Raw genomic sequence first — 23,498 nt, forward strand, 5'->3', positions numbered from 1 at the left:
TCCTGGCCCACAACCTGGACCGGTTGGTGGCACTCAGCTGAGATGGCAGATACGAGTCTCGGGAATACCCGGAAACCTCAGCATTCCCAGCGAGGTTCGCGCCTACTCAGCTCCCAAAACCGGGTTTTTCGGGACGAAGTAACTAAGACGCCCCAACTGACGGGGCGGGTCAGCCTGCATGCAGTTCCCAGCTGGCCGCTGTGATGGCGCGACGAAGCTCGTCGCGCGCTTCTTTCTGGCGCCGTGTGTGGAGTCGCTGCGCCTCCTTGAGATTGCGCTGCGTCTGCGCCATCTCGTCGCGCAGCCGGCTTCGCTCGATCTGCCACTGCTCTTCGAGCTGACGGATCCGGGCGATGCCCGCGTCCTTGATCGCGCTGATGCGTTCACGGCGACTTGGCTGTGCCATCCGGAGCTGTCCTCCTTCATCCAGGGCGCGGTGAAACCGCGCCCACGCGGCCTGTCTGGTCGTACCCAATGCTTCGCCGATGTCCTCCCAGCTGGCGCCGTCCGCGAGCGCCTCGCGCACCAGGTCGAGCTGCCACTGCGCCAGACCCTGGTGCAGAGATCGGCTGGAGGCCACGGCGGCCAGCGCAGATGCGTCGATGGTCTGCTGCCAGGCCGCCGCCACGTCATCAGGGACTGAACGGCTCATGTCAAGGGAACTATGACAGCGGTTCATACCGTGGTCAAGGCATGTCAACCACGACTTGACGGCAGCCAAGTCCCGCGGGCACAATGTCGCTGGATGAACGCCCTCGCCTCCGACAACCACGCGATCCGCGTTGAAGGCCTCCACAAGGCGTTCGGCAAGGTCCAGGCGTTGCGCGGCATCGATTTCGCTGTGCCGCGCGGATCGGTCCTCGGGGTGCTCGGTCCCAACGGCGCCGGCAAGACCACCGCGGTCCGGATCCTGTCGACACTCCTCCGTCCCGACTCCGGAACCGCGTCCATCGAGGGCCACGACGTGGTGCGTGATGCGGCCGCGGTGCGCCGCGTCATCGCGCTGGCCGGCCAGGCGACCGCCATCCAGGTCGAGCTCACCGGCAGAGAGAACCTCGACATCATGGGGCGGCTGCGTCACCTGGAGCGGAATGACGTCCGCGCCCGCACCGCGGACCTGCTCGAGAGGTTCGACCTCGTCGACGCCGCCGACCGTCCTGCCAAGACGTACTCGGGCGGCATGAAGCGCCGCCTCGACCTGGCCGCCAGCCTCATGGGCGACCCAGCTGTTCTGTTCCTCGACGAGCCGACGACCGGTCTCGATCCGTACGGGCGGCTCGGCATGTGGGACGTGATCCGCCAGCTTGCAGCGCAGGGAACCACGATCCTGCTCACCACGCAGTACCTCGACGAGGCCGATGAGCTCGCTGACGACATCATCGTCATCGAGCGGGGCCAGGTGATCGCGCAGGGCACCTCCGATCAGCTGAAGGACCGCGTCGGCGGAGACGTGCTCGAGTTCACCGTGGTCGACCGAGACCTCGTGGCGCGGGCGGTGGAGGCGGTCGCAGGGCTGACCGATACCGAGCCGCGCGTCAACGCGGAGTCGCGCCGCGTCGCTTTGCAAGTGGGGAGCCGTGGTTCGCACGCCATCGTCGACGCGGTGCGCCGTCTCGATGCCGCCGGAGTCGAGACCGATGGACTGGCGCTGCATCGGCCGTCGCTCGACGACGTATTCCTCGCCGTCACCGGCCACGCGGCCGAGAGCGAGGACGGTGCCGTTCGAGGACGTGGTCGCCGCCCCGCGGCGCAAAAGGAGGCGGCTGAGCGATGACAACGGCCACAACGACAGCACCGCCATCGCGTCCCAGCGTGGCGCAGCTGGCGCGCTGGGCGGTCAGCGACTCGCTGGTGATGACTCGGCGCAACCTTCTCGTGTGGCTGCGGGTGCCGGCGTACATCGTGTTCACCGTGGTCCAGCCGGTGATCTTCGTGCTCCTCTTCCGCTACGTGTTCGGCGGCGCCATTCCGGTGAACAACGCCGGCGGCTACGTCAATTTCCTGATGCCGGGGATCATCGGCCAGACGGCGGCGTTCGCCACCTTCGCAACCGCGATCGCGCTGGCCCAGGAAGCGAAGGCGGGCATCATCGACCGCTTGCGCTCGCTGCCCATGGCGCGATCGGCCGTTCTGGCCGGACGGTTGATGGCAGACGCCATCCGCATGCTGGTCACCATCCTCGTCATCGTCGGCGTGGGGTACGCGGTGGGATTCCGATTCCAGAATGGCGCGCTCAATGCGGTGGCGATGATCCTGCTCGCCGAGCTGTTCGGGGTCACCATCTGCTGCGTGTCGGCCTTCATCGGCCTGGCGATCAAGGACGAGGAGTCGGTGCAGGCCTTCGGCCTGATCTGGCTGTTCCCCCTGACGTTCGTCAGCTCGGCATTCGTCCCCATCGCCACCATGCCGGGATGGATGCAGGCGTTCGCCAACCATCAACCGGTGACGCTGGTCATCAACTCGATGCGGTCGCTCGCCCTCGGCGGCCCGCAGTTTCCGCTCTTTCCGTCACTCTGGGAGGCGCTGGCCTGGCTGGCAGGGATTCTCGTGGTGTTTGCGCCGCTCGCCGTACGCGCCTATCGCCGCGCGTCCTGACACCCGGCGCGCGACTACGCTCGGTCTGTGGACGCCGCAGTGACTGAGCTCTATCACGGGCCGCTGGAGGACTTCATTGGCCAGCGCGCCGCCATCGCCAGATCGCTCCGCACGCATGATGCTGTGGCGTCCGTCGCCGTCGGCAAGCTCCGCAAGCCGTCAGTGACCGCATGGGCGATCGACCAGGTCGCCTTCGACGAGCCGACGCTGATCACCGGGCTCCTGGCCGCGGGTGCCGACGCGCGCGACATGCAGCAGGCGGCCGGCGACGGTGAGGTGAGCGGCGAGCTGCTCCGCGCAGCGTCGGAGCGCGTGCGCCGATCGGTCGACGCCGTGGCAGCCGCTGCGGGGTCGGTGCTCGAACGCGCCGATCATCCCACCGGTGCGGAGGCACTGCGACGAATCCGGACGACGCTGCAGGCTGCGGCGACAGGCGGTGCCAGCGAGCGGGTCGCGCTCTGGCGGGGAACCCTCGACAGGGACCTCGAACCAGCGGGGTTCCTCGGCACTGACGATGTCGGTGACGATCCACCCGAGCTGGTGGAGGCCCTGGCGTCTCTCAGGAGCGAGCGAGCGCCGGTTGGCGTCAAGCGGAAGGCGTCGCCGCCGCAGGAGATCCGCCAGGCTGCCGGCGACCGCGCGGCCAAGCGAAGGGCTGCCGAGCTGGGCGAGGCCTCCCGCCGCGCCCGCGCTCTTGCGGAGGCCAAGCGGGATCGCGCCGATCACCTCGCCGAGGCCGCCCGGCTCGCCGAGGAGGAGGCGATCAGCGCGGCTGGGGCGGCCGAGGCCGCAGAAGAGGCGGCGAGGGCTTTCCAGTGGTCGAATGATCATTGAGGCCTACTCCCCGGGGCGGGTCAATCTGATCGGCGACCACACCGACTACAGCGGCGGTCTCGTCCTTCCCATGGCTCTCGACACGGGCACGACCGTCCGGTTCTCGCCCCTGCCGACCACGACGGTGACACTTCGCTCGGACGCTGATCCCGCACCGGCCGCCATCGAGACGGATGTCGTCGATCCCACGACGATTCAGCCGGCGTGGGCGCGATACGTCGCCGGTGTTGTCGTCGAGCTGCGGTCGGCCGGCTACGACATCAGCGGTGGCACGGGATCCATCACCACAACGCTCCCACTCGGAGCCGGACTCTCGTCGAGTGCCGCGCTGGAAGTGGCCACCGCCCTCGCCCTTGGGGCCCTGGGTAGCGCGCTGGAAGTGGCACAGCTGTGTCGCCGCGCGGAGCAGCTCGCCAGCGGCGTGCCCTGCGGGATCATGGATCAGCTGGCCGCTACCGCAGGCGTCCAGGGTTGCGCGCTGCTGATCGACTGTCGGTTGCTGACCGTGGATCCGGTCCGCATCCCCGACGGGCTCGAGGTGGTCGTCATCGACTCCGGCGAGCACCGCGCACTCGTGGGCTCACCGTATGTAGAGCGGCGCGCCGACTGCGAGCGCGCGGCGGACGTGATCGGGCCGCTGCGCGACGCGGCTCGAGGCGATGTCGAGCGCATCCCGGATGATCGTCTGCGCCGCCGGGCGCGCCACGTCGTCAGCGAGAATGAGCGCGTGGCCGAGGCCGCTGACGCGCTGCGCACCGCTGATCTCCAGCGTTTCGGGCGGCTGCTGCGCGAGAGCCACCGTAGTCTGCGCGACGACTTCGAGGTGTCGACGCCGGCCCTCGACGCACTGGTCGACGAGCTCAACTGCACCACGGGGGTGTTCGGGGCACGGCTGACCGGCGCGGGCTTCGGCGGCTGTGCAGTCGCCGTGGTGGAACGGGGGACGGTGATCGCCGGCCGGCGCGTCCACGCTTCAGCGGGCGCGCGTGTGCGGGAGCTGAAGGGCTAATGCACCTTGGCGCTGCGCAGCTTGACCGCAGTGCCACGGCGTAGGGAGTTGGGGATCTCGGCGATCTCATCAACGTGGCGCACGAGAGCGTCGAGGTCCTCGGTCGACGCGTCGCCCTCGACATCCACCTGATAGGTGATGCCTGTCGAGACCGGCGGGTCGCCCTCGAAGTCACCATCCACGATGACCACCACGCGAGACAGCGTTATCCCAGAACGCGCGGCCTCGCGGAACAGGTCATTGGAGACGCAGCCCGCAACCGCCAGATGGAGCAGCTGGCCGCCGTTGAACCCTCGCCCGCCGCCACCTGCCTCGATGGGACGGTCCACGATCACGGAGTGAGGACCGGCTCCGCCGACCGCCGTCGTCTGACCGTCGAGCGTGCGCGTCTCCACCCGGAACATCAGGGCAAGGATACGTCGGTCAAGCGTTCAGGACCGCGGCGGACTCAGTGAGCTGACTGCTTCTTCGGCGGCAGGGTGCGAGCGTACGCCACGCCTGTGCTCACCCATTTTCCCAGCTGAGGTTTGGTCCGCACGCCGTCGGCATCGACACGCAACCAGCCATCCATCTCGCGTCCACGCATCACCGCGACCTCCGCGTGCGGCCTGCTGCTGAGAGCGCGCGTCTGGCCTGGATCGACACGGAGCAGCAATCCGCCCTGACCGCTGGCGCTGACCGCCATGTTGCCGTTGATCAGAAACGCCAGCCCACCGAACATGCGCTTCTCGGTCACCCCGACCTCGGTTCGCACAAGCTCGCGCACGCGCGCGGCGAGATGCTCGTCAACGCTCATCAGGCTGACGGCGGCGCGACGGGGCGCTGCAGGTGCTGCATGACCTCCGGCCAGCGTCCCTTGTCGAAGAGAAGGTAGGACGACGCCACCTTGCCGTCCTCAATGGTCAGCCATTCGGCGGAGAGGACGCCTCCGACCGGGGTTCGCGTGACGAAGTCGTAGAGGACGACGGCGCGATCGCCGTCGGTGATGACGCTGCGGATCTCGTTGCGCTCGATGATCGGCTTGAGAGCGTCGAACGCGGCCAGGAAGGCGGTGGCGCCTTCGTGGCGTCCCCCACCGGCGATCTCGAAGGTTGCATCGGGCGTCAGCAGCGCCGCGACCTCGTCCCACCGCCCGGCTCCGACGGCATCGATGTACGCGGTGGCGACGGCGGCGGTGTCGGTCATGGCATCTCCTGTCTGGTTACGCGGTCGCCGCCACCACGGGTTGGCGTATGTCGGCGACACGCAGGATCTCCGCGGCGTACAGCGTGTCGTGCTCCAACAGCGCGCGGGCAAGCGCATCGAGCCTGCCACGATTGGCCTTGAGCAGCGCGACTGCCTGCGCAAGGCATTCATCCGAGATGCGCTTGACCTCGCTGTCGATCAGCTCCGCGGTGGCGTCACTGTACGGGCGCTGCGTGCCGAAGGCGATGGCAGCGCTCCCCTCTTCTGAGTAGTTCAGCGCCCCGACCTTCGGGCTCATCCCCCATCGCACGACCATCTCGCGCGCGATGCCGGTCACCATCCTCAGGTCCGCCTCGGCCCCCGTGCTGACCACCCCGTAGATGAGCTCCTCGGCCGCCCTCCCGCCGAGGGCGCCGGTGATCCGGCCGCGCAGGTAATCCTCTCCATAGTTGAACCGGTCGTCGACCGGCGTCTGTGTCGTCGCTCCCAGCGACTGGCCGCGCGGGATGATCGAGACGCGGCTGACCGGATCGGCACCGGGGAGCAGGAGGCCGAGCAGCGCGTGGCCGGACTCGTGATAGGCGATGCGCTCGCGATCCTCAGGGGTGAGCATCAGCTTGCGCTCGGAGCCCAACTCCACCTTCTCGATGGCGACGGTGAAGTCCTCGAGGGTTACCAGCGCGGCGCCGCGTCGCGCCGCCGACAACGCTGCCTCGTTGGCGAGGCTGCGCAGATCCGCGCCCACCATGCCGGCAGTCTGCGAGGCGATCTCGTTGAGGTCGACATCAGGAGCGAGCGGGATGTTGCGGGTGTGAATGCGCAGGATCGCTGAGCGGCCGGCGCGGTCGGGAGCATGGACCTGGACGCGGCGGTCGAAGCGGCCGGGACGGAGCAACGCCGGGTCGAGCACGTCGCCGCGATTGGTGGCCGCCAGCACGATGACACCTTCATGCGGGTCGAACCCGTCCATCTCGGTGAGGATCTGGTTGAGCGTCTGCTCCTGCTCGTCGTTGCCACCGATGCGCAGGGCGGCGCTGCGCGACCGCCCCACCGCGTCCATCTCGTCGATGAAAATGATCGCGGGCGCCGCAGCCCGCGCCTTCTCGAAGAGGTCACGCACACGTGACGCGCCAACGCCCACGATCGCCTCGATGAACTCCGACGCGGAGATCGAGAAGAAGGGGACACCTGCCTCCCCGGCAACCGCGCGAGCCAGCAGAGTCTTGCCGGTGCCGGGCGCGCCGATGAGCAGCACTCCCTTCGGCACCGTCCCTCCCAGGCGCTCATATTTGGCCGGCTCCTTGAGGAAATCGACGATCTCGAGCAGCTCCGCCTTGACCTCGTCGATGCCGGCGACGTCGGCGAACGTGGTCGGCGGGTGCTCCGCGTTGTACAGTCGCGCACCGCTCTGGCCGAACCGCCCCAGGATGCCTCCCGCGCCACTGCGCAGCGACGCCATCCGCCGGCTGACATAGACGAACAACAGGACCAGCAGCAACACCGGGCCGAAGCTGAGCAGCAGCGTCTGCCACAGCGGCGTTGGCGGGTTCGGGTTGAGAGCATCGATGGTGACCTTGTGCTGTTGCAGCACGCCGAGCAGGTCATCGGTGGCGAACGACGGCCGCTGCGTGGAGAAGTTGGTGGCGCTGCCCTGCCCGGATCCCGCGGTCACCGGCTTCTTGGTGCTGCCGACGATCGCCTCCGACGTGCTGGTGACACTGGTGACATTGTCCGACTTCACCTGCTGCACGAAGACGTCGTACGGGATGACCACCGTCTTGGGCTGCGCGGGGGCAAAGAAGACGTTCGTGAACAGGATATTGATGGCGAACAGCACGGCCAGAGTGGTCCAGAAGGTGCGCGAGCGGAATCCGGTCGGCGCCCGCGCTGGCGGTCGCGGGGTCCCCGGCCGCGGGAGGTTGGAGCCGCCGGGCCGAGGCGGCGGCGCCGGCCGCCAGCGCCCCAGCGACAAACGCGGCGGCCTGGGCTGCCTTTTGGTCGGCTGGTCAGGCATGGATCTAGCCTAGCGCCGAACCGGCAGGGCCGGCCGTGGGGCGATCCGGTTGCCGTCCGACTACTTCGTCAGCCGGGGGCTCCGGCGGCGCGGATAGCGCTGCCGCGGCGGCGTTGACCGCTCAGATGCCGGTGTGCTCGGCGCGGACGGGGTTCGGGTCCGGCACGTGGGGCATCAGCGCGTTGGCCGGGATGGTCCCGAGACGGCCCGCCTGGAAATCCTCCAGCGCCTGCGCGATCTCGTCGCGCGTATTCATGACGAACGGGCCGTAGTGCTCGACGTGCTCGCGGATGGGCTGGCCGCCCAGCAGCAGAACCTCGAGCGTGGCGCTGCGTGAATCCTGGCGATCGTCGGCGCGCACGGTGAGCCAGTCACCAGCGCCGAAGACAGCCAGCTGCCCGCTCTGCACCGGCCGAGCCTCTGCCCCGGCGCGGCCGGACCCGGCAAGGACGTAGAGCAGGGCGTTGTACGACGGGTTCCAGGGCAGCTGCAGCTGCGAGCCCGGGGCCACGGTCGCGTGGACCAGCGCCATCGGCGTATGCGTCGACCCCGGACCGCTATGGCCGGCGAACTCGCCGGCGATCACCCGCACCAGGGACCCGCCGTCCGCGGAGGCGACCAGGGTCACGTCACCCGCCTCGATCCCCTGGTACGCCGGCGGGATCATCTTGTCCCGGGCGGGCAGGTTGACCCAGAGCTGAATGCCGTGGAAGAGACCGCCGGACATCACCAGTGCCTCGGGTGGTGTCTCGATGTGCAGGATCCCGCCTCCCGCGGTCATCCACTGAGTCGCACCGTTGGTGATGAGGCCACCACCACCGTGCGAGTCCTGGTGCTCGAAGGTGCCGTCGATCATGTAGGTGACCGTCTCGAAGCCGCGGTGCGGATGCCACGGGGTGCCCTTCGGCTCGCCGGGCGCGTACTCCACCTCGCCCATCTGGTCCATGTGGACGAACGGATCGAGGTCGGCCAGCTGCACGCCCGCGAACGCCCGGCGCACCGGGAAGCCCTCGCCCTCGAAACCCTTCGGGGCAGTGGTGACCGACGTCACCGGACGTTCCATCGCAGTGGCGACGCGGGCGTTGGGGACGCGAGGAAGGGTCAGAAGGTTGTCGACGGTCACTGCGGGCATGACGACTCTCCGGTGGCTGGCTGCGAAGGATCGGGGTTCATGTGTGGCATCCGCGGCTACGCGCGACCCTCACTGCTGATGTGCATCGCAGCTCCCTCAGCCGGCTCGATGTCGGCTGCTTCGAGCTCGCCCTGGTCTGGCTCGGCGCGCTCGGCGACGAGGTCGTCGCTGCCCGCCTCGGGCGCGACCAAGTCGCCGACCTCGTCGGCCTGGGCGTGGAGGGGGCGGTCCGGTTCTTCCTCCGCCAACCGCTCCTCGAGCGTGTCGCGGTGCTCAGGGTCGCTGACGCCGCGGTGGGAGATGTCGACCTCCTCCCCTGCATCACCGACGACCTCGGCGGGATCAGGCTCAGCGCTGCCGATCACGACGTCGCTGTCGGCGGGTTCGTCGTTCCAGGGCAGGTCCTCGGGGTGAGGAGTCTGCGGATCACGGTTGGCCATCGATGGGTCTCCTTTCGCGGCGGGTGCCGCTCAGCGCATTGAACATCAAGCCCGTCAGCCGGCAGCGTGCCGGCCGGCGCTCGGCGAGAGGGTTCGAGCATCTTCGAGGAGGCGGTCGACGTCGGTCTGGTCGGCGCGAGGTCCGGGGCCCTCGATGTCCTGGCTCATGTCACGTCCTCATCCGGTGCAGACGGAGGTCGCGCCTCCGTGGCCTGGGGCTAGCTTGTCACAGGCCGCGTGACGTCCCTCGGTGCGGTTCGAAACCGGCTGGCACGGGTACATCAGATCTTGAAATGGCTGAACTGACCTCCGAACTGCTGCCGATCCTGCAACTCGACGACGTCGTCGTCCTTCCCGGCATGACCGTGACCCTCGCCATCGAGGGCGACACCCAGCGGGCCGCGGTGGCCGCCGCCCAGAAGGGCAACCGGCTCCTCCTGCTGGTGCCGCACGTCGGCGGGGCCTTCTCGTCCATCGGCACCGTCGCCCAGGTGGTCGAGTCCGGCCAGCTGCCCACCGGCGCCGACGTCTCTATCTTCAAGGGCCTCCATCGCGCACGCCTCGGTGGCGGTCAGTCCGACATCGGCGGCGCACTGTGGGTGCAGGTCGAGCCCCTCGCCGACGGCGAGCCGACCGATGCCGCTCGCGAGCTGGCGCGCGAGTATCGCGCGCTGATCGAGAACCTCCTCGAGTCGCGTGGCGCCGGCCGGGTCATCGAGGCGGTGCGTTCCGTCCGCCATCCCGGCCATCTCGCCGACCTGGCGGGCTACTCGCCCGACCTCAGCGTCGAGCAGCGCGTCGAGGTGCTCGAGACGATCGACATCGAGGCCCGCCTCACCCGGCTCATCGCGTGGACCAAGGACATCCTGGCCGACGCGTCGGTGCGCGAGAAGATCCGCACCGAGGTCAACGAGGGCATGGAGAAGACGCAGCGCGATTACCTGCTGCGCCAGCAGCTTGAGGCGATCAAGAAGCAGCTCGGCGAGGGCGGTGACGACGTCGCCGCCGGCTACCGCGAACGGCTCGAGAACGCGGGCATGCCTGACGACGTGCGCAAGGAGGTCGAACGCGAGGTGGACCGCTTCGAGCGGACCAGCGAGCAGAACCCCGAGCACGGCTGGATCCGGACGTACCTCGACTGGATGTTCGAGATTCCCTGGAACGTGCGCTCGGAGGACAACTTCGACCTAGCCGAGGCGCGTCGCATCCTCGATGCCGACCATACCGGCCTCGACGACGTGAAGCAGCGCATCATCGAGTTCCTTGCCGTCCGCAAGCTGCGTCATGAGCGCGGCCTCACCGTGCTCGGCGGTCGTGGTTCGGGCGCGATCATCACCCTAGTCGGGCCGCCCGGCGTCGGCAAGACGTCGCTCGGCGAGTCGGTCGCCCGTGCGCTGGGACGGAAGTTCGCGCGCGTGTCGCTGGGCGGCATCCATGACGAAGCCGACATCCGCGGCCACCGTCGCACCTACGTCGGCGCGCTTCCCGGTCGCATCGTGCGCGCCCTCAAAGAGGCCGGCACCAAGAACCCGGTGATCATGCTCGACGAGATCGACAAGGTCGGCAGCGACTGGCGCGGCGACCCGTCGTCGGCGCTGCTCGAGGTGCTCGATCCTGCTCAGAACAACACCTTCCGTGATCACTACCTCGAGGTCGACCTCGACCTCTCCGAGGTTCTCTTCATCCCGACCGCCAACGTCTGGGAGACCATCCCCGCGCCGCTGCTCGACCGCATGGAGCTGATCCGCCTGGACGGCTATACCGAGAACGAGAAGGTGGCCATCGCGCGCGACCACCTGCTGCGCCGCCAGGTCACCCAGGCGGGCCTCGAGCCGGAGGAGGTCAGCGTCACCGACCCGGCGATCCTCGCGGTGATCACCGACCACACGCGCGAGGCGGGCGTCCGCAACCTCGAACGCGAGCTGGGCAAGATGACCCGCAAGGTGGCGACGAAGATCGCGACCGGCGAGCTCACGCCGCCATTCGCGATCACGCCCGCAGAGGTCCGTGAGCTGCTCGGCAAGCCGAAGTTCGACAACGAGGTCGTCGAGCGCACGTCGGTCGCCGGCGTGGCCACCGGGCTGGCCGTCACCGGGACCGGTGGCGATGTGCTCTTCATCGAGGCGGCCACCAGCGAGGGCGACGGCAAGCTGACGCTGACCGGCCAGCTCGGTGACGTGATGAAGGAGTCCGCGCAGATCGCTCTGTCGTACGTCCGCGCCCACGCCGTCGAGCTCGGCATCGACCCGGACGCGGCGCAGAAGAGCGTCCACGTCCACGTGCCGGCGGGCGCTGTGCCCAAGGACGGCCCGTCAGCCGGGGTGGCGATGACCACCGCGCTGGTGAGTCTGCTCACCGGCCGGCCGATGCGCAACACCGTGGCCATGACCGGCGAGGTGACCCTGCAGGGACTGGTGCTGCCCATCGGGGGCGTCAAGCAGAAGGTGCTGGCCGCCCACCGCATGGGGCTCACCGAGGTGATCCTGCCGCGCCGCAACGAGAAGGACATCGACGACGTGCCCGAGAGTGTCCGTGAGGCGATGACCTTTCACCTGGCGAGCCGGGTGGAGGAGGCGATCGCTGTCGCGCTGGCGCCCCGCGCCACGGAAGCGGCGGCTGCAGCGTAGCCGCCGCCCTCGCAGAGCAGCTCAGGCGACGTCGAGGTGCTGCAGCAGCTCCACGACGGCGTGGCCAACGCGCGTGGCGCGGGCGTCGTCGACGGGACCGAGACCAGGCGCGAATCGCGCAACTCCGGCCGGGTCTTCATCCGTGAGCCAGCGGATCAGCGCGTGGCCAACCTCAGCTGCCGTGGTGTCGTCGACCTCCTCGGGCATGGCATCCTCACCTGCATCTGTCATTTGATCGCCGTAGGGTACGCGGTCGTCAACGCGGCAGGCATAGACTGGCCCCAGCAGGCAACCGCTTCCTCCGAGGTGCCATGGACATCACCGAACTCATCCTGCACGACCACCACGAGCAGCGGCGGATGTTCGCGTTCCTCGAGGACATCGGCGGCTCCAACACCGAGGGGCTGGGCGCCGTCTGGACGCGCCTGCGCATCCTCCTCGAGGTGCACGCCGAGGCTGAGGAGCAGCTGTTCTATCCCCATCTGCTCAAGATCGGAACCGGGGTCGGAGGCGAGAGCGTCGTCGAAGAGGTGACCGACGTCATCAAGGATCACAACGACATCCGTGACGCCACCAGGGAGGCCGGTGAGCACGAGGTTGGCAGCGACGATTGGTGGAAGGCCGTGACCGCCGCGAACAAGGCGAACAGCGACCACATGGCCGAGGAAGAACGCGAGGACCTCACCGACTTCCGCCACCACGCCTCGTTGCAGCTGCGCCACGACATCGCCGTGGCATTCGCCATGTTCGAGGCCGAACATGCAGCGGGCATCGAGGCGAAGGACAAGGACCCCAAGCGCTACATCGAACAGAACAGCTGACTACGGAGCGTCCGCAAAACCCCGCAAGACAACGTCGACGACGCGCTCGGCGAAGTCATAGTCGAGGACTCCCCCGAACATCAGGCGGAGTTCACCGGGCCGGCATCGTTGGCGTCCCTGCGAAGCGGAGCATCCGGCGGCAATTGCGCCAACCGGGTCGTGAAAAGAGCTCTGTCGAGGTGGTCCTGAAACAACAGTGGGCGCTCGCATCTCGATCGGCGTAGCATTTGGCTGGCACTGGGCTGCCACAACGAAGCCTGGGCCACAGAGGTTCGAGGATGCGGCGGAGGCGGCTCGGGCTGGTCTCGCGAGCGCAGGCTGTCGGCGCGCTGGCCCGTGGGTCTGGCGGTGCCCGCGCCTTCCGACTCCGGGTGGCGGCGCTGGTCGTTGCCGTCGCCGCCATCTCTGTGGGCGGCACCGTCGCGCTCACCCTGCACCCGACGTCCGCGCCGCTCGGCGTGGTGCGGAGCTTCAGCGCAGCCCTCACCACACAGGGATCACAGCTCAGCGCCACACCGGGCGCTGACACTACCAGAGGCGATCTGCTCGCCGCGGTCGTGAAGGTGCGCAACGTCAGCGGCACCGCCGCGGTCACCGTCGTCAGCGACAGTGCCGGGAATACGTGGGCGCGGGCCACGGCCGTCGCGGCGGGGAAGCAGTCCGACCAGGAGATGTGGTACGCGGCCAACGCCACGACCGTCGCTGCCACCGGGAGCGTCACGGTGACGACGACTGCGGCGTCGGCGGTCGCCATGACCGTCATCGAGCTGTCGGGCGTCGCCACCATCGCCCCGCTCGATGTCACCGCGGCGAAGTCGGGGACGGGCCCTGCAGCGTCCACCGGACCCACGCCGACTTCCAAGCCCAATGAGATTGCCGTTGCCAGCGTCGGCTGGAACTCCGCGGTCACCCCGAGCAAGCAGACTACCGGTTATGCGTTCGTCGCGCCGGTGCAGTCGCGGGTGAGTGGGGCCAACACCGGGGAGCAGTTAGCCACGCAAGTGCTGAGCGCAGCCGGACCGCAGAGTTATGCGTCCACCCTGTCGTCGTCCGTGTCGTGGACGGCGGTAATCGCGACCTTCCAGGCTGCCTCGAGTTCGCCGACACCGACCCCGACGGACACATCGACGCCCACTCCGTCCGTCACCGCCACCCCGACAGCGACCCCCACCGCCACAGCAACTCCAACGACAAGTCCGTCACCGTCGCCCTCCGGCCGCCCGATCAAGCACGTCGTCGTCCTCTACCAGGAGAACCACAGCTTCGACAACGTGCTCGGCTCCTGGTGCGCGCACAACGCTCACTGTCTCGGGCTGCCACCTACGGTGACGCTGAAGGGCGGCGTGGTGGTCACGCCGACACAGGCGACCGACCTGGTTCCGTCCATGGGCCACTCGGTCGCTGATCAGGTGGCTGCGATCGACGGTGGCAACATGGACGGCTGGGCAGGCGTTGGGTCGTGCGCGGCCAAGAGCTCCCCGCCATACCCGTGCGTCTCCTACTACAGCGCCGCCCAGGTGCCGAACATCACGTCACTGGCCGGTGCGTTCGCCATGGACGACCACACCTTCAGCATGGCGGACAGTCCATCGTTCGGCGGACACCTCTACGCCGCTGCTGCCAGCATCGATGGGTTCAACGGCAACAACCCGCAACCTCACGCCGGCGTGACCCCGGGGCAGGGATGGGGATGCGACAGCAACCTCGACGCCCAATGGAGCCCCTCCCTTGGTGGGGCTCTCCAGCAGGTGCCGAGCTGCGTCCCGGATCCGAGCCTCAGTCCCAGCATCTACCCGTTTGGGGGCGCCTATCGCGCCACCCCGGTCCAGTACGTGCCGACGATCATGGGACGCCTCGACGCGGCCGGCCTTCCGTGGCGCCTCTACACGAGCGGTGTGACGACTGCGGGAGGGGCCGGTTCCGGCGGCCAGTACAGCTGGGCCGTGTGCCCTTCCTTCGCGGAGTGCCTGGACAGCAGCGAGCGGAAGAACATGGTCCCTGTGACCAACTTCGTCAACGACGCCAACAACGGCACGCTCCCCAGCTTTTCGATCGTCCTCCCCCAGGGCAGCGGCACGGGGCCGACGTCGCAGCACAACGGGACGTCGATGGCCACGGGTGACAACTGGATCGGCCAGGTGGCCACAGCTCTCGAGCACGGACCGGAGTGGCAGTCGACCGCGCTCTTCATCACCTACGACGATTGCGGCTGCTTCTATGACCAGGTGGCACCGGGGGTGAATCCGGACGGCACCCCGCAAGGGATCAGGGTGCCACTTGTGATCGTCTCGCCCTATGCGAAAGCCGGCTTCAACGACACGACGCCTGCGACCTTTGCATCCATTCTCGCCTTCACCGAGCAAACATTCGGGCTACCTGCCCTCGGCGTCAATGACGCCGGCGCCTACGCATTCGCAAACAGCTTCGACTACACCCAGGCGCCGCTGCCCGGAGCGGCGATGGTCCAGCAACCCGTCGCCCCGGCAGCGGCTGTCGTCCAGGATCCGAACGACCCGACGTGAGGTCTGCTCGCCTCAGCCGGCGAGCATGCGGCCCGTGCCTGTGCCCCGCGCGGTCGTCGGCCTCATCGACATGGCCTGAGGGTCGTGATGGTGCGGGCTGCCTCGTCGACGAGCAGCAGTGTCCCGGCGGCGGTGGCGGCAAGGCCCTGCGGCTCGGGAGCTGCTGTCACCAATGTTGTCGTTCGTCCGCTTGCTGGGTCGACAGCGGCCACTGTACCGGCGAGGTCGGCGACGTAGAGAAGCCCGTTGAGGTACACGACCTCGTCCACCTGTCTGAATGAGCTCAGCGACCGCGTGGCTCCGTTCGGCGCGACCATGAGCACTCCGGGAGCATTCTCCATCCCGATGTACGTGTTGCCCGCGGGGTCGGTGGTGGCGGCGACGGGACGGCCCAGCCCGTGCACGAGCGCCGTCGTGGCACCGCCGACCGCGTACGCCAGGAGCGTGCCGTTGGGACTGTCCGGTACCAGCAATCGCTGCGCAACGGTGTCGTAGTAGATGCCGTCAACGCCGAGGTTGGACGAGTGGTTGGACAGCGTGAGCAGCCGAGTGGGTGCCCTGACGCCGGCCGCGAAGGTGCTCAGCGCATTGGTCTCCTGGTCGGCGACGACAAAGCGGCCATCCGGGAGCTCGACGATCCCCTCCGGACCACCGGGATCGCTGAGCGTGGCGATCACGGTGCCGCTCGCGGTGAGCTCGGTGATGCGGTGCGCGGCGAGCGCGGTGACCCAGATATGACCGGCGCGATCAACGGTGAGGTCATCGGGTGATCCGGCAAGGTGGGCAAGGACCGGCAGCGCGGCCTCCGGCTGCGCGGGCGGGCACCCACTCAGGCTGGCGGGCGTGGCTGCAGTGCCGCTCGCCGGTCCGGAGCCCGTCGACACCTCCGCCGGACTGACGCTGGACGACGCCACCGACGCGCAGCCGGCCATGGCCAACGCCATCGACGCTGCCAGCGCGCCTGCGCGATGCCTCCTGACCACATTGCTTGATACCACGCGCTCCTCTGCGGGTGGCGTGGACGATCGGCACGGAACGGCGCAGAATCCGTTTCGCGCATCGGAGGGTGGTGGCGGTGGCTGCATCGCTGGCCCTGTTCGCACTCGGCGCCTGCGGGAGCGCCGCGGGCCGGGTCGCGTGGGCTGCCGGTTGATGCATGCTCGAGCGGTGCCGTACCACGTGTCCGCCGACGACTTCGAGCGCATCGCCGTTGCGGCCCTCGACAGCATCCCGGCAGACCTTCGGGCCCGGCTGGATGCCGACAACCTGATGATCACCATCCAGAGCGGTTCGAGCGAGGACGACCGCGACCACGACATCGATGAGCACGTGCTCGGCTTCTATGAGGGCGACGCCGACTCGGCGTTCAGCATCTCGCCGTACCCCAAGCGGATCGTGCTGCTGCAACGGCACATCGAGGCGTACTGCACGAGCCACAGGGAGCTGGTCGACCAGGTCACCGACACAGTGCTCCATGAGGTCGCCCACTACTTCGGCCTCGACCACGCCGACATCCGCGACACCCGGCTGGATCACTGATGCACGGCGTCCACCGCCGGTCCGCGGGTCCTACATCGCGACGACGGTGATCCCATCTGCGCCGGGCGCATCCATCGCCATCAGGGCATCGGGAGTGCCGTTGAGGTCGATGACCGACCCGACCAGGCGCCGCGGCTGCAGCGCACCGGACTCGACGAGCTCGAGCATCGCCGGGTAGTCCCGCGCGGCCATGCCGTGCGACCCGTACAGCTCCAGCTCGAAAGCGATCACCCGGTCCATGGCCAGGGCGGGTGTGGCGTCGGCGCCGTGCAGCAGTCCGACCTGCACGTGGCGGCCGCGGCGGCGCAACGAGCGCACCGACGCGATGGCGGTTGCCGCGCTGCCGGCGGCGTCCATCGACACGTGCGCTCCGCCGTCGGTCGCGGCGATCACCGCGCCGGCGGTGTCGGGCTCCCTACCCGCCTCCACGGTCGCCACCGCGCCGATGGCGGTGGCACGCTCCAGCGCCCCCGCGAACGCGTCCACTGCCACCACCTGCGCGCCCAACGCCGTCGCGATCATCACTGCTGACAGACCGACGCCGCCGCACCCGAAGACTGCCACCCATTGTCCGGTTCCGACCCTCGCGTGCGCCGTCAGCGCCCGGAACGCCGTGGCAAAGCGGCACCCCAGCGATGCCGCGGTGACAAAGTCGAGCCCCGCAGGGAGCGCGACCAGGTTGAAGTCGGCGCGCTCGACGGCAACCCGTTCGGCGAACGAGCCAGGCCCGCTGAAGCCAGGTTGTCGTTGGTCTGTACAGACCTGCGCGGCACCCGCCCGGCACTGCTCGCAGATTCCGCACCCGAGGACGAACGGTGCCGTGACGCGCTCCCCCACCGTCCACGAACGCACCCGCTCACCAACGGCTGCGATCACCCCGGCGAACTCGTGTCCCGGGATGTGCGGCAGCGCCACCGTCTCGTGGCCGCGCCAGGCGTGCCAGTCCGACCGGCACAGACCAGTCGCGCCGACCTCGATCACCACGCCGTCCGGCGGGCAGCGCGGCTCGGCCACGTCGACCACCCTCGGCGGGCTGCCGTAGGCCTCGAACTGGACCGCCTTCACGGCAGGCGATCTTCGCTCACCGGCTCAGGTCAGGGACGCTGCTTCGGCGCCCACCGGCTGCGGAAGGCGAGCGACGTGGCCTCTCGCTGCGAATGGACCCCGAGCTTGGCCAGCACTCCCCGTATCTGGGTGCGCACGGTCGCCACCGTCGTGCCGAGAGTCTCGGCAATCTCATCCGCGCCGAGCCCGGCCATCATCCAGGTCAACACCTGCTGCTCGCGACTCGAGAGCGAGTCCCAGGCAGGCGGTGGCGGGTTGCCCGTTTTCTCGGAAGGGTCACTCACACGGCAAAGGGATTTCCTCATACTTCTTATACGCGCTCGTACCCAAAAACGCCCTCTTCCCTGTACAGGAGCGCTTCCGTCAGCGCGGTCCGCACGTCGGGACCTGCGTCACATCGATTTCGCAAGGTTGACGACGGCTCATCGATCGTGATGGTCCGAGCGCCAAACAACAATGTTCGCCGCGCCTTCGAGCGCTCATCAATTGTGATGAACCACGCGCACATCAACGGTTTCGTTGTGGTGTGGGGGTCACGAATCGGTGCCGATAAATGGAAGTCGTACGGCTGCGTACAGACCGTTTTGTGCCGTCCCAGAAATCATTGCGCCCTCCGGTGGGTCATGCACCGACCGCACACCGGCGGTTCTCACCCTGGACGGTGCAGCAGCAGGTCATCCAATGGCCGTCAGATCAGCTCCCAAGACGCCGGGAGCCACTGTGGCCTCCGGCGTCGACAGCGAGCTGGTCGGTCACCCAACCTCGCGCGCGATTCGCAAGAACCCGGGGTACGCCAAGCTCGAGAACAAGAGCAAGGCGATCCATGATTCGCTGAGCGGCGTCGTGGCTGAAACCCAGGCGTTGATGCGTGAGATCGGTCAGCTCAAAGACGCCCAGGCAACCATCGAGCGCCTTGCGCTGACGGACTCGCTGACCGGGCTCGCCAACCGCACCCTCCTCACCGACCGCATGAACCAGGCGCTGCGGGGCCTCCGCCGCAGCCAGGGGTTCATCGGGGTGCTCATGCTCGATCTCGACCATTTCAAGGTCATCAACGACACGCTCGGCCACCAGGTCGGCGACGCGGTGCTCATCGAAGCGGCGCGACGGCTGCAACACCTGGGCCGCCCGGACGACACGGTCGCGGCGCTTCGGTGGCGACGAGTTCGTCCTCCTCGTTCAGGGGCTCGCCAACGCCGGCGACCTGACGGCGTTCGCCGACCGCATCGTGACCGGCCTGCGCGTGCCGTACTCGGTCGGCACCGAAGAGGTCGTCGCCACAGTGAGCGTGGGCGTGGCCCTCACCTCCGAATCCGACTCCGTCCCGACCGATCTCCTCCGCGAGGCGGACATGGCCATGTACCGCGCCAAGGACCGCGGGCGCAACCGTCACGAGGTGTACGGCGCCACGCTCCAGGTCCGAGCCATCGAGCGCCTGGGCACCGAACGCGTCCTACGCCGCGCGCTGGCGGATGACCGCCTTGTCGTCGAGTACCAGCCGATCGTGGACCTCGCCACCGGCCTCACGGTGCAGGCCGAGGCGCTGCTGCGCATTGATGACGCGGAGCACGGCCAGCTGGTTCCGGAGCACTTCCTCGCGGTGGCCGCCGAGACCGGCCTTCTCCCGGTCATGGACGATTGGGTGCGCGCCAGCGCGATGCGTGACCTGTTGCGCTGGCGCGATGCTTCCAGGTCCGCCGGCGTCCAGCGCATGTGCGTCAACCTCACCGCGCGAGAGCTGGCCAGCCCGGACTTTACCTCGCGACTCGTCGGAGGCCTGCAGGCCGCCGGGCTGGAGGGCGGCGACCTCAGCATCGAGGTCACCGAGCATGTGCTGATGCAGACCTCGCACTCGGCGGTGTCATCGCTCGGCGAGCTGCGGGCGCTCGGCATCCACGTCGGGCTCGACGACTTCGGCACGGGGTTCTCAGCCCTCTCCTACCTCAAGGACTTCCCGCTCGACTTCCTGAAGATCGACCGCTCGTTCGTGGAGAGGATCGACATCGACGAAAGAAGCTCCTCGATCGTGGCCGCGATCATCGGCCTGGCCCACGCCCTGGGCCTGTCGGTTGTCGCCGAGGGCGTGGAAACCGCCCAGCAGCTGGCCCGGTTGCGCCACTTCAGTTGCGACCTGGCGCAGGGATTTCTCTTCGCGCCGTCCATCTCCTCATGTGACTTCATGCGCCTGCTCGCAGCGGAGGAGGCGACGCCGCAGGCCTGCTGAGCATCGGGGTCGAGCTTCCCTGCCGCGCTCCCCACAACGGCTGTCGCCGCGCCGTAGGATCGCTCCCTCGACCGTCCATCAAAGGAGAGAGTGGATGCCTCAGTTCATGGATTTCCACGACGACATGAAGCTGCCCGAGGACGCGGTGAGGCAGATCACGGACGAAGCCAAGGCGGGCAAGTCCGACCAGTTCGGAGTCCGCCAGGTCGAGCTGTTCCACAACCCCGAGGGCAAGGTCTACTGCCTGCTCGACGCCCCCGACGAGGAGGCGGTGCGCCAGCACCACGCCGCCCTGGGCGTGCCGTGCGGCGATGTCCATCCCGTCACCGGCATCATGTAGAGAGGCTGCTCCAGGCGACGTGCCCGTCCACGATCGTGGCCGTGACAGCGTTGTCCTCGATCAAGGTGAGGTCGCAGAGCATCCCGGCGCGCAGCGCGCCAAGATCCGCCTCCATGCCGGCCGCGTAGGCCACTCCGCGGGAGTAGGCGCGGAGTGCCGAGGCGCGGGTCAGCGCCAGTTCGGGGTGCCAGTCGGCACGGGAGCGCCAGGTGGTGGCGGCCTCGATGCCGAGCAGCGGCGACGGATCCTCGACCGGGGCGTCCGAACCGAACGCGAGCCTGGCGCCTGACCGCTCCAGGGCGCCCCAGGCGTAGGCGGAGGTGGTGCGGCCCGGCCATTCGACGTCCGCGACGGCCCGGTCGGCGATTGCATGGGCGGGCTGCATCGAGGCGATGACACCGATGGAAGCGAACCGCGGGATGTCGGCCGGGTCGACGCATTGCGCATGCTCCACCCGCGGGCGCCAGAGCCTCCACGCGCCGCGCAAGGGTTCGAGGGCGTCCAGCGCGCGCCGCACGGCTCCATCGCCGATGGCGTGAAGGCAGACGTTGAGGTGTCCCGCGGCGCAACGTCGCACGATGTCGACGAGGTCCTCCTGGGGGGTCACGACGACCCCGCTGCCGTCCAGCATCTCGGCGGTCCTGCTCCCCAGGGAACCGTCGAGGAACGCCTTGACGCCCCAGACCCGCAGCCAGTCGTCGCCCAGCCCCGAAGTCACGCCGAGGGCTTCGGCCGCGGCCAGCTCCGCAACGGGAAGGTTCCAGACCACGCGAAGCGGGAGGCCGCGCGCCTGGTGCAGGCGCTGCAGGCTGCGGAAGAGCCCGGGCTGGTCCATGGCATGCACCGCGGTGAGCCCTGCCTGTGTCAGCCGCTGCAATACCGTCAGCAGCGCGGTGTCGAGGTCGGCGTCGCCGGGCGGCGGAACCGCACGCTGGGCCAGGTTGCACGCCTCCTCGCGCACCATCCCGGTGGGCTCGCCCGCGCTATCGCGGTCGACCACCCCGCCGGGCAGGTCGGGCGTCTCGCGCGTGATCGGGACCGCGGCCAGAGCCGCGGAGCTCAAGCATGCGGAGTGACCGTCCTTGCGCGTGAGCAGCACCGGTCGGCCGCCGGCCATTCCGTCGAGCTCGCCGCGGGTCAGGGCGCCCGCGTCGTCGCTCCAGTCGTCGTTGCACCAGCCACTGCCGGTGATCCATGGCGCCTGGGGCCGCCGGCGGCCGAAGTCGCTGACGCGCGCCAGCGCCTCACGGCGGGTGCCGGCGCCGGTGAGGTCCGCGCCCAGGGCTGAGCGCGCCAGCCATTCCAGGTGGAGATGCGCGTCGCCGAGCCCCGGGTGCGCGCGGCCCCGCAGGGTGAGCACATCCGCGTCACGGCCGGCCGCTGCGCGCGCCGCCGGGCCGGTTGCAGCGATCCTGCCGTCAGCGCCGACCGCCACCTCGGGCACGCACCCCGCGAACAGGGTCGGGCGCCGCGCATCCTCTCGTCGTGGGGTCACCGTGCCCCCATTCTGAGCTGGCGGGCACGACGGCACCAGCCAGCGCTGAGGCGACCGCGCGGAGGCCCTGCACGAGCGGGGCCTCCGCTGCTCATTCGGGTTCCAGGTCCGGGAAGCGACGGCGTTCGGGGATGAGCTGGTCGACGACCGTCTCCATCCAGTCCAGAACGGCGCCATGCAGCCGCGCCGTGTTGCGCGCACGGAGCACCTGGCGCGGCAGCGGCACGTCGATCTCGGCCTCGAGCCGGCGCACCAGCTTCCGAACCCCGCGGTCGATCCTCCGTTCGCCCTCGAGGTTGCGCTCCTCCAGCACCTCGATCACCTCGTCGATGACGGCGATCTTCTGGCGGGTTCGCATGGTCGCGTAGTGCCGCCGCATCGCGGCCAGGCGGTTGTTGCAAAGCTGCACGTTCGGCTCGGCGTATCGGTACGGGAGCGTGGCGTCGGGATGGTTGAGCACGGTGCGGTCCTGGCCTCCTGAGCCTGCCGCGGTGTGCCCGCCGACAGCTTGTTGACCAGTACTACGCAGCCGAGCCGGCCCTGGATCATGGCGGGCCGCAGACGCGGCCCGCCCTCTGGGCGCGCTTGTATCACGCTGGTGCTGATCGTGGCATCGCCCTGCACCGGACCTGCTAAGGCGGTTCGGATTTGACGCCACGCCCGAAGCTCCCCTAGGATCGGCGCGATGAACCGGGAGGGCGATTCGCTGACACGCAGGCTGTGGCTCGACCACGGCCACTGCGTCACGGAGCTCTGTCGAGCGCACTGAGCGCAGTCGACCGGCTTTCCCGCATGACCGGGGTCGTGCCGTCGGCGTAGCCACCAGCATCGCGGTGCTGCGTGATTCCCTCCCCAAGCCGAAGGAGCGCGCGTCTGCGTCGTGCGGGCAGGTCGGGAGGAGCTGCTCCTCGAACGCGCGCGCCTCGACACCGCCTCGCCGAACGACGTCATCGAATGGGCGTTCTCGCGTTTCCCATCCGACCGCCGCGTCGTAGTCACGGGGCTGCAGGCGGACGGGGTCGCAGTGGCCGACATGGCGATCGCCGCGGATCCGTCGGTGCGCGTGCTCACGATCGACACCGGCCGCCTTCCCGAGGCCACCCACCGGTACCTCGACGCGCTGCGCGCGCATTGGGGGCGTGGCATCGAGGTGGTGCTCCCGGAGAGCGCCGAGGTGGAGAGCTTCGTTGGCGGGCATGGCAGCAACCCGTTCCGGCGTTCGGTGGCGCTACGGCTCGACTGCTGCCGCATCCGCAAGGTGGCGCCGCTCGAGCGGGTGCTCGCCGGCGTCGACTGCTGGATGACCGGCCTGCGCCGCGGTCAGTCGGAACGACGCGCCACGACCTCGGTCATCGACATCGACGAGCGCCATGGCGGCGTGGTCAAGGTGAACCCGGTGGCCACCTGGAGAGAGGACGCGGTGACCGAGTACCTCACCCAGCGGTCGGTGCCTTTGCATCCTCTCTACGACGCAGGCTACCGGAGCATCGGCTGCGCGCCGTGCACACGCGCCGTCGCTCCGATGAGGACGCCCGCGCGGGCCGCTGGTGGTGGGAGGACGGAGTCGACAAGGAGTGTGGGATGCACATGACCCCCGAGCGGACAGAGATGGTGACGGCGTCATGACCGACCGGCCCCGGCCACGCTGGTGATCGG

The 23,498-nt window shown here is 69.0% G+C and carries 24 protein-coding genes and 1 pseudogene; 12 read left to right on the plus strand and 13 right to left on the minus strand.

Translation table 11 applies throughout. The annotated features are described in order from the left end of the window. Positions 1-169: 169 nt before the first annotated feature. Positions 170-652 carry a hypothetical protein gene (locus JF886_RS04545; protein ID WP_337310037.1) on the minus strand — a complete coding sequence of 161 codons (483 nt, stop codon included), beginning with the start codon at positions 650-652 and terminating at the stop codon, positions 170-172. Positions 653-745: 93 nt separating this feature from the next. Here JF886_RS04545 and JF886_RS04550 point away from each other — a divergent pair, with 93 nt between their 5' ends. From JF886_RS04550 to galK, 4 genes are read left to right on the plus strand one after another with little or no spacing between them, the layout of a single operon-like run. Next, positions 746-1,774, plus strand: coding sequence for an ATP-binding cassette domain-containing protein (locus JF886_RS04550; RefSeq protein ID WP_337310039.1), 1,029 nt, complete (start codon positions 746-748; stop codon positions 1,772-1,774). After that, positions 1,771-2,595, plus strand: a complete 825-nt coding sequence (locus JF886_RS04555) for an ABC transporter permease (protein ID WP_337310041.1) — start codon at positions 1,771-1,773, stop codon at positions 2,593-2,595. The genes JF886_RS04550 and JF886_RS04555 overlap by 4 nt, the downstream gene beginning before the upstream one ends. Before the next feature lie 27 nt (positions 2,596-2,622). Further along, the gene (locus tag JF886_RS04560; RefSeq protein ID WP_337310043.1) at positions 2,623-3,429 is read left to right on the plus strand and encodes a hypothetical protein; all 807 of its coding nucleotides are present in this window, start codon (positions 2,623-2,625) and stop codon (positions 3,427-3,429) included. Beyond that, complete coding sequence (gene galK / locus JF886_RS04565; protein WP_337310045.1) at positions 3,419-4,438, plus strand: galactokinase; 1,020 nt, start codon at positions 3,419-3,421, stop codon at positions 4,436-4,438. Before JF886_RS04560 ends, galK begins: the two co-directional genes overlap by 11 nt. Here the strand turns inward: galK and JF886_RS04570 are convergent. From JF886_RS04570 to JF886_RS04595, 6 genes are all read right to left on the minus strand, one after another. Continuing rightward, entirely contained in the window at positions 4,435-4,842 is a 408-nt protein-coding gene (locus JF886_RS04570; RefSeq protein ID WP_337310047.1) for an OsmC family protein, read from the minus strand. The genes galK and JF886_RS04570 overlap by 4 nt on opposite strands. A 44-nt stretch (positions 4,843-4,886) precedes the next feature. Continuing rightward, on the minus strand, positions 4,887-5,234 hold the full coding sequence (locus JF886_RS04575; protein ID WP_337310049.1) for a TfoX/Sxy family protein: 348 nt from the start codon (positions 5,232-5,234) through the stop codon (positions 4,887-4,889). After that, complete coding sequence (locus tag JF886_RS04580; protein ID WP_337310051.1) at positions 5,234-5,623, minus strand: nuclear transport factor 2 family protein; 390 nt, start codon at positions 5,621-5,623, stop codon at positions 5,234-5,236. Before JF886_RS04580 ends, JF886_RS04575 begins: the two co-directional genes overlap by 1 nt. Positions 5,624-5,639: 16 nt before the next feature. Further along, on the minus strand, positions 5,640-7,637 hold the full coding sequence (gene ftsH / locus JF886_RS04585; protein ID WP_337310054.1) for an ATP-dependent zinc metalloprotease FtsH: 1,998 nt from the start codon (positions 7,635-7,637) through the stop codon (positions 5,640-5,642). Positions 7,638-7,758: 121 nt separating this feature from the next. Continuing rightward, positions 7,759-8,769, minus strand: a complete 1,011-nt coding sequence (locus JF886_RS04590) for a pirin family protein (RefSeq protein WP_337310056.1) — start codon at positions 8,767-8,769, stop codon at positions 7,759-7,761. 56 nt (positions 8,770-8,825) lie between these two features. Then, on the minus strand, positions 8,826-9,209 hold the full coding sequence (locus JF886_RS04595; RefSeq protein WP_337310058.1) for a hypothetical protein: 384 nt from the start codon (positions 9,207-9,209) through the stop codon (positions 8,826-8,828). A gap of 293 nt (positions 9,210-9,502) precedes the next feature. On the opposite strand from JF886_RS04595, the gene lon reads away from it, so the two are divergent. Next, positions 9,503-11,836: an endopeptidase La gene (lon, locus tag JF886_RS04600; protein ID WP_337310060.1), complete on the plus strand. Its 2,334-nt coding sequence runs from the start codon at positions 9,503-9,505 to the stop codon at positions 11,834-11,836. Positions 11,837-11,857: 21 nt separating this feature from the next. Here lon and JF886_RS04605 read toward each other — a convergent pair whose 3' ends face one another. Beyond that, complete coding sequence (locus JF886_RS04605; RefSeq protein ID WP_337310062.1) at positions 11,858-12,067, minus strand: hypothetical protein; 210 nt, start codon at positions 12,065-12,067, stop codon at positions 11,858-11,860. An 80-nt stretch (positions 12,068-12,147) separates the two neighbouring features. Between JF886_RS04605 and JF886_RS04610 the strand changes: the two genes are divergently transcribed. Both JF886_RS04610 and JF886_RS04615 read left to right on the plus strand, forming a co-directional pair. Further along, on the plus strand, positions 12,148-12,657 hold the full coding sequence (locus JF886_RS04610) for a hemerythrin domain-containing protein (protein ID WP_337310064.1): 510 nt from the start codon (positions 12,148-12,150) through the stop codon (positions 12,655-12,657). 278 nt (positions 12,658-12,935) lie between these two features. Continuing rightward, positions 12,936-15,179, plus strand: a complete 2,244-nt coding sequence (locus JF886_RS04615; RefSeq protein WP_337310065.1) for an alkaline phosphatase family protein — start codon at positions 12,936-12,938, stop codon at positions 15,177-15,179. Between the two features lie 62 nt (positions 15,180-15,241). Here JF886_RS04615 and JF886_RS04620 read toward each other — a convergent pair whose 3' ends face one another. Beyond that, positions 15,242-16,177 (minus strand): SdiA-regulated domain-containing protein, encoded by a 936-nt coding sequence (locus JF886_RS04620; RefSeq protein ID WP_337310067.1) that lies wholly within the window; start codon positions 16,175-16,177, stop codon positions 15,242-15,244. Between the two features lie 169 nt (positions 16,178-16,346). Here JF886_RS04620 and JF886_RS04625 point away from each other — a divergent pair, with 169 nt between their 5' ends. After that, positions 16,347-16,718: a metallopeptidase family protein gene (locus JF886_RS04625; protein WP_337310069.1), complete on the plus strand. Its 372-nt coding sequence runs from the start codon at positions 16,347-16,349 to the stop codon at positions 16,716-16,718. A gap of 30 nt (positions 16,719-16,748) precedes the next feature. On the opposite strand, the gene JF886_RS04630 is transcribed toward JF886_RS04625, so the two are convergent. Both JF886_RS04630 and JF886_RS04635 read right to left on the minus strand, forming a co-directional pair. Next, positions 16,749-17,783 carry a zinc-dependent alcohol dehydrogenase family protein gene (locus tag JF886_RS04630; RefSeq protein WP_337310071.1) on the minus strand — a complete coding sequence of 345 codons (1,035 nt, stop codon included), beginning with the start codon at positions 17,781-17,783 and terminating at the stop codon, positions 16,749-16,751. Between the two features lie 29 nt (positions 17,784-17,812). Next, a complete protein-coding gene (locus JF886_RS04635; protein ID WP_337310073.1) occupies positions 17,813-18,067 on the minus strand; it encodes a response regulator transcription factor in 255 nt (84 codons plus the stop codon). Between the two features lie 580 nt (positions 18,068-18,647). Here JF886_RS04635 and JF886_RS16765 point away from each other — a divergent pair. From JF886_RS16765 to JF886_RS04650, 3 genes and pseudogenes are all read left to right on the plus strand, one after another. Further along, a pseudogene (locus JF886_RS16765) lies at positions 18,648-18,866 on the plus strand (diguanylate cyclase); the annotation flags it as partial. Further along, on the plus strand, positions 18,823-20,007 hold the full coding sequence (locus tag JF886_RS04645; protein WP_337310117.1) for a putative bifunctional diguanylate cyclase/phosphodiesterase: 1,185 nt from the start codon (positions 18,823-18,825) through the stop codon (positions 20,005-20,007). The pseudogene JF886_RS16765 and the gene JF886_RS04645, both read left to right, overlap by 44 nt. Before the next feature lie 94 nt (positions 20,008-20,101). Then, the gene (locus JF886_RS04650) at positions 20,102-20,347 is read left to right on the plus strand and encodes a nickel-binding protein (RefSeq protein ID WP_337310077.1); all 246 of its coding nucleotides are present in this window, start codon (positions 20,102-20,104) and stop codon (positions 20,345-20,347) included. Here the strand turns inward: JF886_RS04650 and JF886_RS04655 are convergent. Together JF886_RS04655 and JF886_RS04660 are read right to left on the minus strand one after the other, a co-directional pair. Continuing rightward, positions 20,340-21,842 (minus strand): amidohydrolase, encoded by a 1,503-nt coding sequence (locus JF886_RS04655; protein WP_337310079.1) that lies wholly within the window; start codon positions 21,840-21,842, stop codon positions 20,340-20,342. The genes JF886_RS04650 and JF886_RS04655 overlap by 8 nt on opposite strands. A 91-nt stretch (positions 21,843-21,933) precedes the next feature. Further along, positions 21,934-22,302: a hypothetical protein gene (locus JF886_RS04660; RefSeq protein WP_337310081.1), complete on the minus strand. Its 369-nt coding sequence runs from the start codon at positions 22,300-22,302 to the stop codon at positions 21,934-21,936. Positions 22,303-22,722: 420 nt separating this feature from the next. Between JF886_RS04660 and JF886_RS04665 the strand changes: the two genes are divergently transcribed. After that, positions 22,723-23,433 carry a phosphoadenylyl-sulfate reductase gene (locus tag JF886_RS04665; protein ID WP_337310084.1) on the plus strand — a complete coding sequence of 237 codons (711 nt, stop codon included), beginning with the start codon at positions 22,723-22,725 and terminating at the stop codon, positions 23,431-23,433. Positions 23,434-23,498: the final 65 nt, after the last annotated feature.

This window comes from Candidatus Aeolococcus gillhamiae, from assembly GCF_016464765.1.
In the GTDB taxonomy this organism is placed as follows: Bacteria; Chloroflexota; Dormibacteria; order Aeolococcales; family Aeolococcaceae; genus Aeolococcus; species Aeolococcus gillhamiae.